Consider the following 15932-nt stretch of genomic DNA (forward strand, 5'->3'; position numbering starts at 1 on the left):
CACTTCTCAGTCCTTCTCGCGGCGGCTGCCGGAGATCAGCAGGATCGTCGAGCCGAGTCCGACGAGGACGATGCCCAAGCCGATGAGCATCCCGTTGCCTGTCGTGCCGGTGCGGGGCAGCTCACCGGATGGTGCCGGGGCCGCCGGAGATGCGGGGGTCTCGGGAGTTTCCGCGACCGGTTCGACCGGTGGGGTGTCTGGCTCCTCAGGTCGTTCGGGCGCTTCAGGCCTTTCGGGCTGTTCCGGCTGTTCCGGGGGAGCCGGCGGCATGCTTGGCTCCTCCGGCGGCGTGCTGGGTTCTTCCGGGGGAGTCGACGGCTTCTCCTCGGGTGGGCGGTGCACGGTCTCGGCGGGAACGCCCCAGTCGCTCGTCCACGCCTTGTTGACGTCGCTGCCCTCGATCGCCGTCACATAGGTGACCCAGCCGACGGGCATGTCGATCGGCTCCGTGTCGATCTCGACGCGGCCATCCTCGTCGGCGTTGACGGTGAAGTCCTGCACGGACAGCTCGGTGCCGTCGGGCTTCTTCGACTGCGCGGGCTCGGTCTCCACGTGGTAGGCGGTGATGGTGAGGACGGCTTCGGAACCCGGCCGCAGTCCGGTCACGGCCACCTCGTCGTGGGTAGATGTCCCCTCGAGCACTGCCTCGGTGTCGGCGGTCGGAGTCCACGGGGCGAACCCCGTCTCACGGGGTTGGCCGTGGATTCCCTTCCATTCCTTCGTTGCCTTGTCCCCGGCGATCGTCTCGGTGAAGTACAGCCAGCCGCGGAAGTCCTCGGGCACGGTGATCTCGTCGGATGTGTGGGTGCCGTTGCCGACATTCTTCGAGGTCACGGATCCGATTTCGCGAGCGTCATCGTTCTTGATGCCCTGCCTCGGTGCCGTCGCGGTCTGCCACAGGGTGTGTTCGACGGTGACGGTGTGGTCGCCGATGAGGCCGGAGACGGTGAATTCGTCGGTGACCGTCTCACCCGGTGTCGGTGTCTGGTCGGAGATCTCGGTGGTCACCTTCGGCTGGGAACTCAGCTCCAGTGACGCCTTGTCCGTGACGGAATCGGGGGTGTCCGGGGTGATGACTCGCTGTACCCGAGTGCCGGACGTCGGTTCGAAGACGCGCACGGTCTGCGGGGCGACCTTCGCCGAGGCGGTCACGGACAGAGTGCCGGGGGCGCTCGCCCGCAGTGTCGTGGCCACGGGTTCCTTCCCCGTGGTCACAGTCGTCGGGGCTTTCGCAGTGCCGGTGGTCTTGAGCGTGACAGGAACGTCGGGGACCTGTGCACCTGAGGCGCTGAGCAGGGACACCGTCAGCGTCGCCTCATCGGTGGGAGTACCGAGGACCTTCGGCTTGTCAGTTTTGTCGGAGGCCCAGGAGTCAGGAGAAGTGGTGGATTCCGGGGCGGCATAGGGTTCGAGCACGGGCATGCGCATGACCGGCTCGAGGCTGATGTCGAGGGTGTAGGGACCGGCCAACTTCTTGGCCTCGGCGAGGATCGTCGAGTGCTTCTTCGCGGCCGCCGCGAACTTCTTGCCCAGATCGGCCGGCTTCTGCGGCGGCACCTTGTGATCGTGGGGGAGCGCCTTGTCGAGTCGGGCCATCGCGCTCAACGCGGCCTGCACATCTTTCGACGTCGAGCCGGCATATTCGTGCAGTGCCCACGCTGTGCGAGCCGAGATGACCGTGTCGGCCTTCGCATTCTTGAAGTGCTTCGGCAGCGGAGACTTCTTGCCCGCATCGATGCAGTAGGCGGAGGTGTCAGGGAAGGTCCGGTAGGAGCCGTACCAGGTCTTGCCCTGTTTCGCATGGTGCCAGATGCCCGGACCGTAGGCGTTGGGTGCGGTGTGCACCGGAACCTCGCCGAGGCCGACCGGCGGTCCCGCGGCCATGGCCGGTCCCAGCCCGATGAGCGAAGCGATTGTGAGGACGGTGAGCAGCAGCGCGGTGCGCAGCGATGCGATTCTGAGAGTGATCATGGACCGATTCGACATTGGGCGCTGGCTGGTCATCTAGGGCTGATTGAGGGGCTGTGGATACCGCTTTGAGCGTCCACAGGTTCTGACGTGTGAGTGGGGGAGGTGCTGGTCGCTGCAGGGAGGGGAGTGGCCCCGGGGAGGAACGGCCGCGTCGGGTGCGTGTGGTGGGCGATGCCGACCGTCGGGCGACGGTCGTGGGTGCAGGGGCGGTCTGGTTCCCCGGCCGACACAGAGTCGACGAAACTGCGTCCATCCACAGTCGAAAATGGTTGAGTGGGGCGGGGGACGTCGTTTGAAGAACGTGGCAGTCGGCTGAAGTGTTGCTGGACGGATACACGGCGGGGCCGTTCACGGCGGGCTGGGACTCTAGACTGAGGTGAGCGGAAATTCCCCCATCGCAGAAGGACAGACTATGTCGGCACAGAACGGTCCCGGTTCGCAGAGACCGCAGCCGCCCCAGGTGCAGGGCCCACCGAACCCGAACGTGCCCCCGGCACAGGGACAGATGCCGCCTCAGGGCCAGGTCCCTCCGCCGCAGCCACACAATCCGCAGCAGGGGCAGCCGCAGAATCATGATCGGTTCCGGCCGCGACCACAGGGGTCGCAGCAGCCGAACCAGCAGCAACCCGGCGGGTCGCGGCCGCAGCAGCCGCCCATGCAGGGACAGAATCGGCCCCCAGCGCCGGGTCGACCCATGCCGCCGCAGAACCAACCGCCCATGCAGGGACAGCCGATGCAGGCACCCGGCCGACCCATGCAGCCTCAGATGCAGCCGATGCCGGGCCAATCCATGGCTGGTCAACCCATGCCTGGCCAGCCGGTGATGTACGCGCCCCCGCCTGCGCAGGCCCGCGTCTATGCTCAGCCGCGGTTTGCTCCGACGGTGACGCAGGAGATGCGTATCCGTGCAGGCATGCAGGCACCCCAGCAGGTCGTCACCGACACTCCCTGGACCGGCGCCGTGCGGAAAACACAACCGGAGACCGAACCCGACTCGACCGGAAACATCGTCCGGCTCGTCGCTGCAATCCTCGTACTCGTCGGGCTTGTCATCGGATTGGCATTACTTGCCCTGCTCGGCGGACTGAGCTTCGGCGTCCGCCTCTTCGGTCTCATCGGACTCGCGGCGATCCCTCTTCTCGGCATAATCGCCTACGTCCTCTGGCTCGACCGCTGGAGACCGCAGCCGAAGCTCCTCCTGGGCATCTGTCTCCTCTGGGGTGCTGTCGCCTCGGTTATCCTCACCCTCGGCTTCTCACTCGTCGGTGAGGTCGCGCTCTATATGATCGGCATCAATGGTGTGCCCGACGTCATCGGTGCGGTGATTCAAGCTCCGATCCTCGAGGAATCGACGAAGACCGTCCTCCTCCTCGTCATCGTCCTTGCCGCTCGCCGCTATTTCGAAGGGCCCCTCGACGGGCTCGTCTACGGTTCGCTCATCGGTGCGGGCTTCGCCTTCACAGAGAACATCCTCTACCTCGGCCAGTCGTGGAACGACGGCGAGTTTCTGGGCCTCGCCATGACGTTCGCCATGCGCTGCCTCGGATCGCCGCTGCTCCACACGGCGTTCTCAACCTGCGCTGGTGTGTCGATCGGACTCGCCGCCCGCAAATGGCCGTGGTGGTCACTCATCCTCATGTGGCTGCCCGGACTTGCACTCGGCATGATCCTGCACGGTTTCTGGAACGCCTCGATGACGTTCCTCGGTGTCCTCGGCCAAGCGACCAGTGACGTGATGGGCGGAATGCTTCCGCAGATCATCGGCCTCGTCGTCCTCAGCGTCATCCTCTCCGCCGCCTGGGTGACGCTCGGTCTCATCCTGCGCCGCAGCGAACGCATGCACACTCAGAACATGCTCGGTGACTATGCGAACTCCGGTTGGCTCACCCATGCCGAGGTCGACATGCTCGGCACCTGGAAGGGCCGGAAGAACGGACGCGACTGGGCGAAGTCGTTCCCGGGCGGCAAGGAGGAGATGAAGACCATGATCCGCACCTCCGGCAAGCTGTCGACGACGCGGATGCGCGTGCTCGCCGGAATCGGCGGAGAACAGGAACGCAAGATCGAACGGGCCGAACTCCAGCAGTTCGCCGACGCCCGTGAACGTCTGCTCGCGGCCTCCAAACAGACAGCCTCCCAACAGACTGTGCGGTAAGTTCCAGCGGTGACGATCTTCGACATTCTCCTCATCGTCCTCGGCATCGGGGCGCTCTTCGCCGGGTTCCGCCAGGGCATCATCACCGCCCTCGGAACGGCGGCGGGCTTCATCGTCGGCTGGATCCTCGGCCGATTGCTCTCCCCGCTCGTCGAATCGCTGAGCGCCGGCACCGACGTCATGGACAACCAGGGCGTGCTCATGCTGCTGGCCTCGATGCCGTTGGTCCTCAGCGTCCTCTTCGCCTTCGCCGGCAGCGGCATCGGGGCGTGGATCAAGAACAATATGGACTCCGACCTCGGCCAGGGCATCGACGCCGTCGGCGGCACCGTCACCGCCGGAATCGTCTATGTCCTCGTCATCTGGCTCGCCGCCGGATTCATCCGCACCACCCCGCTCGTCGAACCCAACCGCTGGGTCGCCGACTCCTCCGTCATCGCCGCGATCGACCGCACCATTCCCTACTCCTCCCAGAACGCCCTGGGCGGACTGGCGAAAGGACTGAGCGCCTCCGGATTCCCTCAGGTGTTCTCCGGGCAGCCCGAACAGATCCGCGGAGTCGGAGAACCCGACGAAGGCATGGTCGACGTCGGACGCAGCGTCGAGGACTCGGTCGTCAAGATCACGACGACGGCCACCAGCTGCGCCACTGGTTCGGAAGGCTCCGGCTTCGTCTATGAAGACGGACTCGTCGCCACCAACGCCCACGTCGTGGCCGGATCCACTGAGTTGGCCGTACAGGTCGGGGGCAAGGGCAGGCCCTACCGCGCCGAGGTGGTCGAATTCGACGCCGAAGCCGATGTGGCCGTGCTCCGGGTCCAGGGTCTCGATGCTCCCGCTCTCGACTTCGGCAACGGGCTCGGACCGGGAGACGACTCTGTCGTCGTCGGATTCCCCGCGAACGGTCCCTATACGATCTCACCGACCCGAGTGCGGGAGAAGATCAACGCCCGCGGACTCGACATCTACGATTCGCAGTCGGTCGTCCGCGAGGTCTATGCACTGCGCGGAATCGTCAGGGAAGGCAATTCGGGCGGCCCGCTCATCGACGCCGACGGAAACGTCGTCGGCATGGTCTTCGCCCGCTCCGCCACCGATGACGAAACCGGCTACGCCCTCACCCGAGCCGAGATCGCCGATGAACTGGACGCAGGTGCCGCCGAGCGCACACCGCAGCCGACAGGCCAGTGCACGAACTGACCCCGACTACTTGAGGTCGAGTCCGGCGAGGACGGCGCGGTGGTCGCTCGATCCGCGTTCGAGCACCTCGTCGGAGGTGGCGTCGAAACCTCGGTAGAGGACATGGTCGAGCCGGGTGACGGGGAACTGGGAGGGCCAGGTGAAGCCGAAGCCGCCTCGGGCCTCTTCCCGGGTATCCTGCAGCGGCGGCACCAAGGTCTCCATATTGTTGTCCGTGGTCGCCGTGTTGAAGTCGCCGGCGATGATGACATGCTCGGCACCATCGGTCTCCACTGTCGTGGCCAGGCGGCGCAGAGCTGCGTTGCGCATCGATTCGTGCCCCGGGCGCACCGAAGGCATATGCACGGCATAGAAGCGGATGTCACCGTGATCGGTTGAGATCGTGGTCGCGAATGCGCGCGGCCACTGCAGACCGAGGTCGACCTCCTCGGGCTCCGACATCGGCCACTTCGACCACACGCCGATGGTGTCGACGACCTGCGAATGCTCGAACGAGGAGTCGAGCTCCTTGTGGATGATCTTGCCGGACAGGGATTCGAGTTCCTGGATCGTGACGATGTCCGGATCACGTCCGACGATGTTCTGCGCGGCAGCCGTGGGCTGTGGCATCCTCGCCCCCACATTGTGGGTGGCCACCGTCAGGTCCGGATCACTGGAATCCTCATTCGGCAGCAGGGCAGGGCCGAACATCCCCGTCCACACGAGAGCAGGCACGAGGAACCCGATGGCCGAGAGCCACGAGAAGCGGATGAGGAACATGAGCAGCACGAGCGCGAGGACGATTCCCGTCCACGGCAGCACCGATTCGAGGATGAGCGCGATGCCCATCCGCGTCGGCAGCAGATCGTGGAGAAGCAGGAATGCCGCATAGAGGATCCCGAAGATCAATGCGGTGATGCCCTTCGCGGGGCTGTGCCTTCTGCGCGGTGAGGAATATGCCTGGTTCATCGATCAACGATCTTAACCGGGAAGTCTGGCCCCACGCTGGAAGCGACTTGCGACGCGGCTCACAGCCGCACGACGTCAGCGACGCGCAGTCGCGCTCCACACAGTCACATCGGGGTGGGTGTCGTAGCGATAACCCGAACCCCTCATCGTGCGCACCACGGAGGCATATTCGCCGAGGCGGCGCCGCAGTCGGCGGATGTGGACGTCCACGGTGCGTTCGTCGGGAACCTCACCGCCGGACCATACCGCGGTGATGAGGTCCTCACGGGGCAGGGTCTCATCGGCATGGGAGACGAGGGTGGCGAGCAGGTCGAATTCCTTCGTCGTGACATCGACGAGGTCGCCGTCGATGCGGACCTCGCGGCGAGGGATGTCGATGCGCAGACGTTCGCCGGTGGCCTGGGTGTAGGCGTCGCCGGCCCGTCCGCCGAAACCGCGGGGTGCGGGAGCCGCCGGAGCAGCCTCCTCGCGCAGGGCCGGCGGGTGGATGCGGTTGGGAATGCGCGAACGCACGGGGCCGTGTGTCGCCGCCGGTGCACCGGTCGCAGCGGGGGAGCCGTTGGCCACGGCTCGCACGGCGTCGATATCGCTGCCGCGGCCCTCCGGTGCCAAGGCGATGACGGCCTGGGTCTCGGCCTGGCTGGCGAGTTCCTTGGCGTAGGCCTGCAGCTCAGCGGCGATTGCGGAGAGGTTCGTGCCGTCGGCGGCGGCCTTGGTCTCGTCGAGTCCGATGTAGACGATGATTCCGCGGGCGGCCTTCGGCGAGGGGACGACTCCGGCGGGCCCGTAGGTGTGCGGTGGGTTCTGCGGGTCGACTGCGCTCAACCTGGCTCCTGCACGTCGAGTGGCCACTGCACTGCGGGGGTGGACGTAGGCGGGTTCTGGATTCGGCATAGCTGTCCTTTGCTCCGACCATGAGGTCGATATGACTGGAAGAGTCCGCTGCTTGAGTGAACTCGTTCGAGGCCGGACAGCGGGAGTACGATCACCGACCACGAACGCAGGGCATACACATATGTGCGCCCGGCATTCGCATCTGATGGATCGTCGAAGTCATGACTTCATTATTTGTCACAAAACTTCGGCCGCGCAAAGGAAAACCCGAAAATGAGACGACTGTGACGAAATATGACGTCACAGTCGCCGGGGTCGACGACCGAAATCGTCATCCGCAGGTGCCGTCAGTCGACGATTCCGTACATCCGGTCCCCGGCATCGCCGAGTCCGGGCACGATGTAGCCCTTCTCGTTGAGCTTCTCATCGAGTGCCGCGGTGTACACCTTCACCTCGGCGGAATCGCTGTAGTCGCGCTCGATGCGCTGGACGCCCTCGGGTGCGGAGACCAGGCACACGGCGGTGACGTCGCGAGCTCCGCGAGCGAGCAGGAAGTCGATCGCCATGGCCAGGGTGCCGCCGGTGGCGAGCATCGGATCGACGACGAAGATCTGCCTGCCGGTGAGGTCATCAGGCAGGCGATCGGCATAGGCGCTGGGCTCGAAGGTCGTCTCGTCGCGGACCATTCCGAGGAAGCCCACCTCGGCAGTGGGCAGGATGCGCAGCATTCCGTCGAGCATGCCGAGCCCGGCGCGCAGGATCGGGACCACGACGGGGCGGGGCTCGGCGATGCGGGTGCCGACGGTCGTCGTCACCGGAGTCGAGATCTCCTTGTCTTCGACGGCCACCGAGCGGGTCGCCTCATAGGCGAGCAGCATGACGAGCTCTTCGGTGAGCTGTCGGAAACGAGCGGAATCCGTATTCACATCGCGCAGAGCGGTGAGTTTGTGGGCGATGAGCGGGTGGTCGGCTACGTGAAGATGCATACCCCAAATGGTACGGGAGAACTTCGGGCTCAAGGCAGTGGTCAACGCGGGGCGAAGCGTTCACAATGGAGGCATGTCGTACTTCACTGAGATCCTGGCCGATTCCGGCGATGGCTTCCGCGCCCTCGATGTCGACGTCCGTGACGCGAACGACCTCGACGACCTCGTCGATATGATGCGTTCGGCAGCCGGCGATGACGGAGAGGCCGTGGCCGTCATCGAACACGAAGACGAATGGTTCGGGCTCGTGCGCCTGTGCCGGAACAATGAGGTCAAGGTCTTCCTGTCCGACCTCGCCGCGGCCGAGGCGAGCCCGTTCGCGGAGATCTTCGCCGACTTCCTCGACTCCCGTCCCGACGCCTACGACGCCGAGCCCGAAGAGGACTTCGGCGCCGAGGAGGACGAGGCCGCGGTCGATGAGGAGGACGACGAAGACGAGGTCGAAATGCTCGAGTTCGACGCCGATGCCGAATGGGGCGGAGACGCCGATATCTACTCCGACCGCGGAGTCCCGGCCGCCACCCTCATCGACCAGGTCGAAAGCTATCGGTCCGACCCGGCCCGCGTCGTCGCCCATGTCGGTGAGACCGTCGGCTTCGCCGATCAGCTCGAGGCCGCACGCTGACCGCTGCGTCCGTGACCCGGCTCGATGAATGGATGGGTCATGCCCTCGCCGAGGCGGCCCTGGCGCCCGCTCATGACGACGTTCCCGTCGGGGCCGTGGTCATCGACGGTGCCGGTGAGATCATCGGGCGCGGTCACAATCGACGCGAGATCGATGCCGACCCGCTCGGCCACGCCGAACTCATGGCGATCTCAGCCGCCGCCTCGGCGAGAGGCGAATGGCGCTTGGACGGCTGCATCCTCGTCGTCACGCTGGAACCGTGCGCGATGTGCGCCGGAGCCCTCGTCGGCTCACGCATCGACAGGGTCGTCTTCGGCGCCTATGACGACAAGGCCGGGGCGGTCGGCTCGGTCTGGGATCTGCTGCGCGACCGCGCCGCACTCCACCATCCGGAGGTCACCTCGGGCGTACGGGCGGAGGAGAGTCGGGCCCTGCTGAGGGAGTTCTTCGCGGCCAGACGCTGACGTGTCCCAGCTCACGGCGAACCGATTTGGACGCAGAAAGTCCGCCGCTGTACAGTTGTCGGCGGTGGCGTGTCCGAGCGGCCGAAGGTGCAACACTCGAAATGTTGTGTAGGGCAACCCCCTACCGTGGGTTCAAATCCCACCGCCACCGCCAAGGGAAACCCCTGATCAGACGCTTCTGGTCAGGGGTTTCGTCTGTCTCGTCGAAGGATGGCATCGGCGCGGGCAGAGGTGTGATGATTGACACGCCAGGGTCGAGCGGCGAGACTTGCTCGGTGAAACAGAAAGAGTTTTCCGGGATATGGAATTACTTTTCGGTATCCCGGTCCGGTATCCGGGGTTGAAGACTCGACTGTCTCATTGCGCATGTTCAAGGCGCAGGGCCGACGACGATGATGTCGCCGGCTGACCAAATCGAACAACCTGAGGTGGTCCATGAAAATGGCTGACAACGACCAAGCGGTGCAGACCGCATCTTCGAGACCGGGGCTTCTCGACAAATTCTTCGAAATCACCCATCGAGGCTCGACGATCAGACAGGAGATCCGCGGAGGCATCGTCGCCTTCGTCGCGATGGCCTATATCGTCGTCCTCAATCCGCTCATCCTCGGCGGTTCCCAGGACATCGCCGGAGACAGCCTCGACTTCGCCCAGCTGACCGCGGTCACCGGGCTCGTCGCCGGCGTCATCACGATTCTCTTCGGCGTCGTCGCCCGACTGCCCTTCGGTCTGGCCGCAGGCCTGGGCATGAACAGCTTCCTCGCCGTCTCAGTCGTCCAGGAGGTCACCTGGGCCGATGCGATGGGACTGGTGGTCATCAACGGCGTCATCATCGTCGTCCTCGGTGCCACGGGCATCCGCACCGCGATCTTCAACGCCGTCCCGCATGCACTGAAGATCGCGATCACTGTGGGCATCGGACTCTTCATCGCCTTCATCGGCTTCGTCAACGCCGGGTTCGTCACCCGCACCCCGGCCGGCCCACCCGTCCAGTTGGGTCAGGACGGATCGATCGGCTCCCTGCCGACGCTGGTCTTCGTCTTCGCGCTCGTCCTCATCGGCATCCTCGTGGCGCGGAGGATTCCCGGCGGCATCCTCATCGGCATCATCGTGGCCACGATCGCCGCGATCATCATCCAGGCGTTCGCGAAGCTCGGCACCGTCGGCGACCCGGTCAATCCGGACCCGCTGGGCTGGAACCTCTCAGCTCCGGAATTCCCGAAACAGGTCATCGCCCTTCCCGACTTCGGTCTCATCGGCGCCTTCGACCTCGTCGGCGGCTTCCAGCACATCGGAGTCCTCGCGGCCACGATGCTCGTGTTCACCCTCGTGTTCACGAACTTCTTCGACGCCATGGGCTCGATGACCGGACTGGCCCGCAGCGCCGGACTGCAAACTGAGGACGGAATGTTCCCGCGCATCCGCGGAGCCTTCATCGTCGAAGGTCTCGGCGCGGTCTTCGGCGGCGGTGCCTCTGCCTCGTCGAACACGGTCTTCGTCGACTCCGCAGCCGGAATCGCCGAAGGCGCTCGCACGGGTCTGGCCGCCTGCATCACCGGTGTGCTGTTCCTGCTGTCGATGTTCTTCTCACCGCTCATCGCCGTCATCCCGATGGAAGCCGGAGCCGCTGCGCTCGTCGTCGTCGGCGCCATGATGGTCACGCAGATCCGTGAGATCGACATGACCGACTTCCGCACCTCGCTGCCGGTCTTCCTCACCATGGTGACGATGCCTCTGACCTATTCGATCGCCAACGGCATCGGCGTCGGATTCATCTCCTGGGCGCTCATCCACGCCATGAGCAACCGTGCCCGTCAGGTCCACTGGCTGCTGTGGGTCGTCTCGGCCGGATTCGTCCTGTACTTCGTTCGCGGCCCGATTTCGGCTATCTTGGGGGCATGAGAACAATGGTTGGACACTCAGCTTGGGGAAAGGGTCAGATCGCCCACGGGGCTTGACCTGCGGGGACGCCGAGTCCCCTCTTCCGCGTTCTTCTGCGCTGTTCGCATGGATAACCAGAGGCTCGAAGAACGAAGCAAATTGTTCCAACCATGCACTGTGCGCCTCAGTGGAGAGGCGCGGGAGGTGTGAAGTGCGATGTCCGCAGCGACAACGGACCAGTCAACTGCCGAAGTGACAATCAACGGGACCGTTCGTGAGTTCGACGGCCCACCCCATACGAATGCGCTGGACTTCCTGCGCGGTCAGGGTCTGACCGGAGCGAAGGAAGGCTGCGCCGAAGGCGAATGCGGGGCCTGCGCGATCATGGTCGCCCGCCCCGATGAATCCGGCGGAACCCGCTGGACCTCGGTGAACTCCTGCCTGCTGCCGGCAGCAGCCCTCGACGGGGGAGAAGTCGTGACCTCCGAAGGTCTGGCCGACGGAGACACCGTCCACCCCGTCCAGGAAGAGATGGCCGTGCGCGGCGGATCCCAATGCGGATACTGCACCCCCGGCTTCATCTCCTCGATGGCCGCCGAATACTACCGGCCCGACCGCTGCGAGGACGGCTTCGACCTCCACTCCCTGTCGGGCAATCTGTGCCGCTGCACCGGCTACCGCCCCATCCGCGATGCCGCGAATGCGCTGGGACAGCCCGCAGCCGACGATGCGCTGGCCGCCCGCCGTGACCGCCCCGCCCCTTCGGCTCGAGCCACCGACTACCAGCGAGCCGACACCGCCACGGGAAAGATCGGGCGCTACCGTCGTCCCGCCACCCTCGCCGAGGCGACCTCCATCCTCAGCCAGGATCCCGAGGCCACCGTCGTGGCCGGGGCCACCGACTGGGGCGTCGAGGTCAACATCAAGGGAGCACGCGGTAAGAACATCCTCGCCGTCGACCGGCTCGAGGAGATGCGCGGAATCCGCCGGACCGAGTCGTTCGTCGAACTCGGTGCCTCCCGCACCCTGTCCGAACTCGAACGTGAGCTCGCCGGAGACATTCCGCTGCTGGGCAAGCTGTTCCCACAGTTCGCCTCCCGCCTCATCCGCAATGGGGCGACCATCGGCGGCAACCTCGGCACCGGTTCGCCTATCGGCGACACACCGCCGGCTCTGTTGGCGCTGGAGGCCGAGCTCGTGCTCACCTCGGTGCGCGGATCCCGGACCGTGGCGCTGGCCGACTACTTCACCGGATACCGGCAGACGGTGCGGGAGTCCGATGAACTCATCACCGCCATCCGCATCCCGCTGCCGCTGTCCCCGCTGACGTCGTTCCAGAAGATCGCCAAGCGCCGTTTCGACGATATCTCCTCGGTGGCGATCGGCTACGCCGTCGACATCCAGGACGGATTGATCGCCAAGGCCCGGATCGGCCTCGGTGGAGTCGCCGCCACCCCGCTGCGCGCCACCGCCACCGAAGCCCTCCTCGAAGGCCGGCCATGGACATTGGAGACCGTGCACCAGGCGGCCGAGACCCTCGCCGCCGAAGGCACCCCGATGGACGACCACCGGGCGAGTGCGAAATACCGGACCGCGATGCTGCGGTCCTCCCTCGAACGCTTCTACGCCGAGCAGCTCGGCCACCCGGCCGTGACCAGCAAGGAGGTCAAGTGATGAGCCAGCTCTCCCAGCGCCCCGCCGACCCGGTCGTCGGCGAACGCCACCACCATGAAAGCGCCTTCGGTCACGTCACCGGTACCGCGCTCTACACCGATGACCTCGTCGGACGCCTCACCGGGGTCCTCCACGCCTTCCCCGTGCAGTCGACGACCGCGCACGGCCGCCTCGGCGCCATCGATATCGAACCCGCCTATGCGGTGCCCGGAGTCGTCAAGGTCATCACCGCCGCCGATATCCCCGGCGTCAACGATCAGGGCGTCAAACACGATGAGCCGATGCTGCCGGTCGACGAGATCATGTTCTTCGGCCAGCCCCTGGCCTGGGTGCTCGCCGAGGATCTCGAAGCCGCGAAGGAAGGCGCGGCGGCCGTCACCGCCGAGGTCGAGGAACTGCCGTCACTGGTGACCGTGCGGGATGCGATCGCTGCCGACAGCTACCACGGCAAGCCCCTGTCGATCGACAAGGGCGAGGTCGACTCCGCGTTCGCCGATGCCGCTCATGTCTTCGAAGGCGAATTCGAGTTCGCCGGTCAGGAGCACTTCTACCTCGAGACGCAGGCCTGCCTGGCGCATGTGGACGAGAACGAACAGGTCTTCATCCAGTCCTCGACCCAGCATCCCACCGAGACTCAGGACATCGTCTCCCACGTCCTCGGAGTTCCCGCCCACGAGGTGACCGTGCAGTGCCTGCGCATGGGCGGCGGCTTCGGCGGCAAGGAGATGCAGCCCCACGGCTACGCAGCCCTGGCCGCGCTCGGTGCGAAGCTCACCGGCAGGCCGGTGCGGCTGCGTCTCGACCGCACCCGCGATATCACCATGACCGGCAAGCGGCATGGCTTCCATTCGTCCTGGAAGATCGGATTCACCGAGGAGGGGAAGATCCTCGCCCTCGATGCGACGCTGACCGCGGACGGCGGGTGGAGCCTCGACCTCTCCGAACCGGTGCTCACCCGCGCCATGTGCCATATCGACAACGCCTACTGGGTGCCCAACATCCAGGTCACCGGCCGCATCGCCAAATGCAACAAGACCTCGCAGACGGCGTTCCGCGGATTCGGCGGCCCACAGGGCATGCTCGTCATGGAAGACATCATCGGACGCGTCGCCCCGCAGCTGGGGCTCAGCGCCCGCGAGCTGCGCCGCCGGAACTTCTACGCGCAAGGTCAGGACACTCCCTACTATCAGCCGGTGCGTCATCCCGAGCGGATCGGGGCGTGCTGGGACCAGCTCATCTCCCAATCCGATCTGGAAGCCCGCGAGGCTGAGATCGAGGCATTCAACGCGGGCAGTGAGCACATCAAACGCGGTCTGGCGATCACCCCGGTGAAGTTCGGCATCTCGTTCAACCTCACCGCATTCAACCAGGGCGGGGCGCTCGTGCTCGTGTACAAGGACGGCTCCGTCCTCGTCACCCACGGCGGCACCGAAATGGGGCAGGGGCTGCATCAGAAGATGCTGCAGGTCGCGGCCACCACCCTCGGCGTGCCCCTGTCGACGGTGCGTCTGGCGCCGACGCGCACGGACAAGGTGCCCAACACCTCGGCGACGGCGGCGAGCTCCGGATCCGACCTCAACGGCGGAGCGGTGAAGAACGCCTGCGACCAGATCCTTGATCGGCTGCGGCAGGTGGCCGCGGGCATCCTCGGGGCGCCCGCCCATGAGGTGGAGATCTCGCGGGGAATCGTCTCCGCGCTGTCCTCACCGAAGACGGTGACCTGGGAAGAGCTCATCAACACCGCGTACTTCCAGCGCATCCAGCTCTCGGCCTCAGGTTTCTACCGCACCGAGGGACTGCACTGGAACCTCTCGCAGATGCGCGGCGAACCGTTCAAGTACTTCGCCTACGGGGCCGCGGCGTCCGAAGTCGAAGTCAACCGTTTCGACGGCTCCTACACCCTGCGCCGCGTCGACATCGTCCACGACGTGGGAGACTCCCTGTCACCGCTGCTCGACCTCGGACAGATCGAGGGCGGCTTCATCCAGGGCGCCGGCTGGCTGACCCTGGAGGACCTGCGCTGGGACGAATCGGACAAGCCGAGCCGCGGCCGCCTGGCCACTCAGGCAGCGAGCACATACAAGATTCCGAGCTTCTCTGAAGTCCCCGAGATCTTCAACGTCGCCTTCCTCGACAAAGCACATGAAGAAGGAGCCGTGTACGGGTCGAAGGCCGTGGGCGAACCCCCGCTCATGCTCGCCTTCTCCGTCCGCGAAGCCCTGCGCGAGGCCGTCGGTGCCTTCGCGCGACCCGGCCACAGCGTCGACCTCGCGTCCCCGGCCACACCGGAAGCGGTGTTCTGGGCGATCGAAGAAGCCCGCGGGCAGGACTCGGGGGCGGCCGCCTCGGCGAGGGAAGGACAACGAGTTCCGTCATGACCTGGATGGACACCGCAGCCGAGCTTCGCGCAGCTCGGGTGCCGGCTGTCCTCGTCACTCTCGCTGCGGTGCGCGGGCATGCCCCGCGCGAGGCGGGAGCGAAGATGATCGCCACCGCTGATGACCTGTTCGGGACCATCGGCGGGGGCAATCTCGAGATGACGGCCCTCACCCGTGCCCGGGAGCTGCTCTCCGAGGGGCAGACGGCTCCGGAGATGCTCACTCTGCGGCTCAACGACAAGGCTCCGGCCAAATACGGTCGCCAATGCTGCGGCGGAGAGGTCACCATGCTCTTCGAACCCCTGCCCGTGCCCGCCTCGGTGGCGATCTTCGGGATCGGCAACATCGGACTCGAGCTCACCCGGATCCTCGCCCGCCACGATCTCGACCTGACCGTGTCCGATTCACGGCCGGAACAGCTCGAAGCTCTCGATGAGTTGGAGGAGCCGGTGGCGCGGATCCGCCGCGAATTCGCTGTCGTCGGGGAAGAGGTGATCACGGAGCTGCCGGCCGGAGCGCACGTGGTCATCATGACCCATGACCATGCCGAGGACCTGCACCTGTGCTCCGCGGCGCTGACCCGCGGCGACCTCGGATCGGTCGGGCTCATCGGCTCGAACGCGAAATGGCAGCGCTTCCGCAAGAACCTCGCCTCCGAAGGCTTCGCGCCCGAGGTCATCGACGCCATCCGGTGCCCCATCGGACTGCCCGACCTGCCCGGCAAAGCACCCGCGACGATCGCCGTGAGCGTCGCCGCGGATCTGCTCGGCCGCATGGCCTGACTCTTCACCACCACTGACTTTCACCACCACTGAC

Annotated in this window: 12 protein-coding genes and 1 tRNA gene; 9 read left to right on the plus strand and 4 right to left on the minus strand. The window is 65.9% G+C overall.

All coding sequences use genetic code 11. From position 1 onward, the window contains the following. Positions 1-6: 6 nt before the first annotated feature. Positions 7-1971: an LPXTG cell wall anchor domain-containing protein gene (locus ACVZTU_RS04210; protein ID WP_482401493.1), complete on the minus strand. Its 1965-nt coding sequence runs from the start codon at positions 1969-1971 to the stop codon at positions 7-9. An 895-nt stretch (positions 1972-2866) separates the two neighbouring features. On the opposite strand from ACVZTU_RS04210, the gene ACVZTU_RS04215 reads away from it, so the two are divergent. After that, on the plus strand, positions 2867-4126 hold the full coding sequence (locus tag ACVZTU_RS04215; protein ID WP_229664013.1) for a PrsW family intramembrane metalloprotease: 1260 nt from the start codon (positions 2867-2869) through the stop codon (positions 4124-4126). 9 nt (positions 4127-4135) lie between these two features. Continuing rightward, positions 4136-5326, plus strand: a complete 1191-nt coding sequence (locus ACVZTU_RS04220; RefSeq protein ID WP_139469283.1) for a MarP family serine protease — start codon at positions 4136-4138, stop codon at positions 5324-5326. 6 nt (positions 5327-5332) lie between these two features. On the opposite strand, the gene ACVZTU_RS04225 is transcribed toward ACVZTU_RS04220, so the two are convergent. From ACVZTU_RS04225 to upp, 3 genes are all read right to left on the minus strand, one after another. After that, a complete protein-coding gene (locus ACVZTU_RS04225; RefSeq protein ID WP_139469284.1) occupies positions 5333-6274 on the minus strand; it encodes an endonuclease/exonuclease/phosphatase family protein in 942 nt (313 codons plus the stop codon). A gap of 75 nt (positions 6275-6349) precedes the next feature. Beyond that, positions 6350-7168 (minus strand): winged helix-turn-helix transcriptional regulator, encoded by an 819-nt coding sequence (locus ACVZTU_RS04230; protein WP_139907110.1) that lies wholly within the window; start codon positions 7166-7168, stop codon positions 6350-6352. A gap of 287 nt (positions 7169-7455) precedes the next feature. Then, positions 7456-8094 (minus strand): uracil phosphoribosyltransferase, encoded by a 639-nt coding sequence (upp, locus tag ACVZTU_RS04235; RefSeq protein WP_139469287.1) that lies wholly within the window; start codon positions 8092-8094, stop codon positions 7456-7458. Between the two features lie 73 nt (positions 8095-8167). Here upp and ACVZTU_RS04240 point away from each other — a divergent pair, with 73 nt between their 5' ends. The 7 genes from ACVZTU_RS04240 (at position 8168) to xdhC (ending at position 15898) form a co-directional block, all read left to right on the plus strand. Then, positions 8168-8719, plus strand: a complete 552-nt coding sequence (locus tag ACVZTU_RS04240) for a tRNA adenosine deaminase-associated protein (RefSeq protein ID WP_139469289.1) — start codon at positions 8168-8170, stop codon at positions 8717-8719. Positions 8720-8751: 32 nt separating this feature from the next. After that, the gene (locus ACVZTU_RS04245) at positions 8752-9183 is read left to right on the plus strand and encodes a nucleoside deaminase (RefSeq protein ID WP_376906412.1); all 432 of its coding nucleotides are present in this window, start codon (positions 8752-8754) and stop codon (positions 9181-9183) included. 63 nt (positions 9184-9246) lie between these two features. After that, positions 9247-9337 (plus strand) — tRNA-Ser (locus tag ACVZTU_RS04250). 287 nt (positions 9338-9624) lie between these two features. Next, positions 9625-11085, plus strand: coding sequence for an NCS2 family permease (locus ACVZTU_RS04255; protein WP_139469292.1), 1461 nt, complete (start codon positions 9625-9627; stop codon positions 11083-11085). Positions 11086-11280: 195 nt separating this feature from the next. Next, entirely contained in the window at positions 11281-12738 is a 1458-nt protein-coding gene (locus tag ACVZTU_RS04260) for a xanthine dehydrogenase small subunit (protein ID WP_139469294.1), read from the plus strand. Beyond that, on the plus strand, positions 12738-15116 hold the full coding sequence (gene xdhB, locus ACVZTU_RS04265; RefSeq protein WP_446655982.1) for a xanthine dehydrogenase molybdopterin binding subunit: 2379 nt from the start codon (positions 12738-12740) through the stop codon (positions 15114-15116). The genes ACVZTU_RS04260 and xdhB overlap by 1 nt, the downstream gene beginning before the upstream one ends. Next, positions 15113-15898, plus strand: coding sequence for a xanthine dehydrogenase accessory protein XdhC (gene xdhC / locus ACVZTU_RS04270; RefSeq protein ID WP_420097474.1), 786 nt, complete (start codon positions 15113-15115; stop codon positions 15896-15898). Before xdhB ends, xdhC begins: the two co-directional genes overlap by 4 nt. The last annotated feature ends 34 nt before the right edge of the window (positions 15899-15932 follow it).

This window comes from Brevibacterium sp. OS20, assembly GCF_056837565.1.

What these genes read in the sequence shown, in the direction of transcription:
- ACVZTU_RS04210 (WP_482401493.1), bottom strand. Translation starts at nt 1,971, where the DNA reads ATGATCACTCTCAGAATCGCATCGCTGCGCACCGCGCTGCTGCTCACC.
- ACVZTU_RS04215 (WP_229664013.1), top strand. Translation starts at nt 2,867, where the DNA reads ATGCGTATCCGTGCAGGCATGCAGGCACCCCAGCAGGTCGTCACCGAC.
- ACVZTU_RS04225 (WP_139469284.1), bottom strand. Translation starts at nt 6,274, where the DNA reads ATGAACCAGGCATATTCCTCACCGCGCAGAAGGCACAGCCCCGCGAAG.
- ACVZTU_RS04230 (WP_139907110.1), bottom strand. Translation starts at nt 7,168, where the DNA reads ATGCCGAATCCAGAACCCGCCTACGTCCACCCCCGCAGTGCAGTGGCC.
- upp (WP_139469287.1), bottom strand. Translation starts at nt 8,094, where the DNA reads ATGCATCTTCACGTAGCCGACCACCCGCTCATCGCCCACAAACTCACC.
- ACVZTU_RS04240 (WP_139469289.1), top strand. Translation starts at nt 8,168, where the DNA reads ATGTCGTACTTCACTGAGATCCTGGCCGATTCCGGCGATGGCTTCCGC.
- ACVZTU_RS04245 (WP_376906412.1), top strand. Translation starts at nt 8,752, where the DNA reads ATGGGTCATGCCCTCGCCGAGGCGGCCCTGGCGCCCGCTCATGACGAC.
- ACVZTU_RS04255 (WP_139469292.1), top strand. Translation starts at nt 9,625, where the DNA reads ATGGCTGACAACGACCAAGCGGTGCAGACCGCATCTTCGAGACCGGGG.
- ACVZTU_RS04260 (WP_139469294.1), top strand. Translation starts at nt 11,281, where the DNA reads ATGTCCGCAGCGACAACGGACCAGTCAACTGCCGAAGTGACAATCAAC.
- xdhB (WP_446655982.1), top strand. Translation starts at nt 12,738, where the DNA reads ATGAGCCAGCTCTCCCAGCGCCCCGCCGACCCGGTCGTCGGCGAACGC.
- xdhC (WP_420097474.1), top strand. Translation starts at nt 15,113, where the DNA reads ATGACCTGGATGGACACCGCAGCCGAGCTTCGCGCAGCTCGGGTGCCG.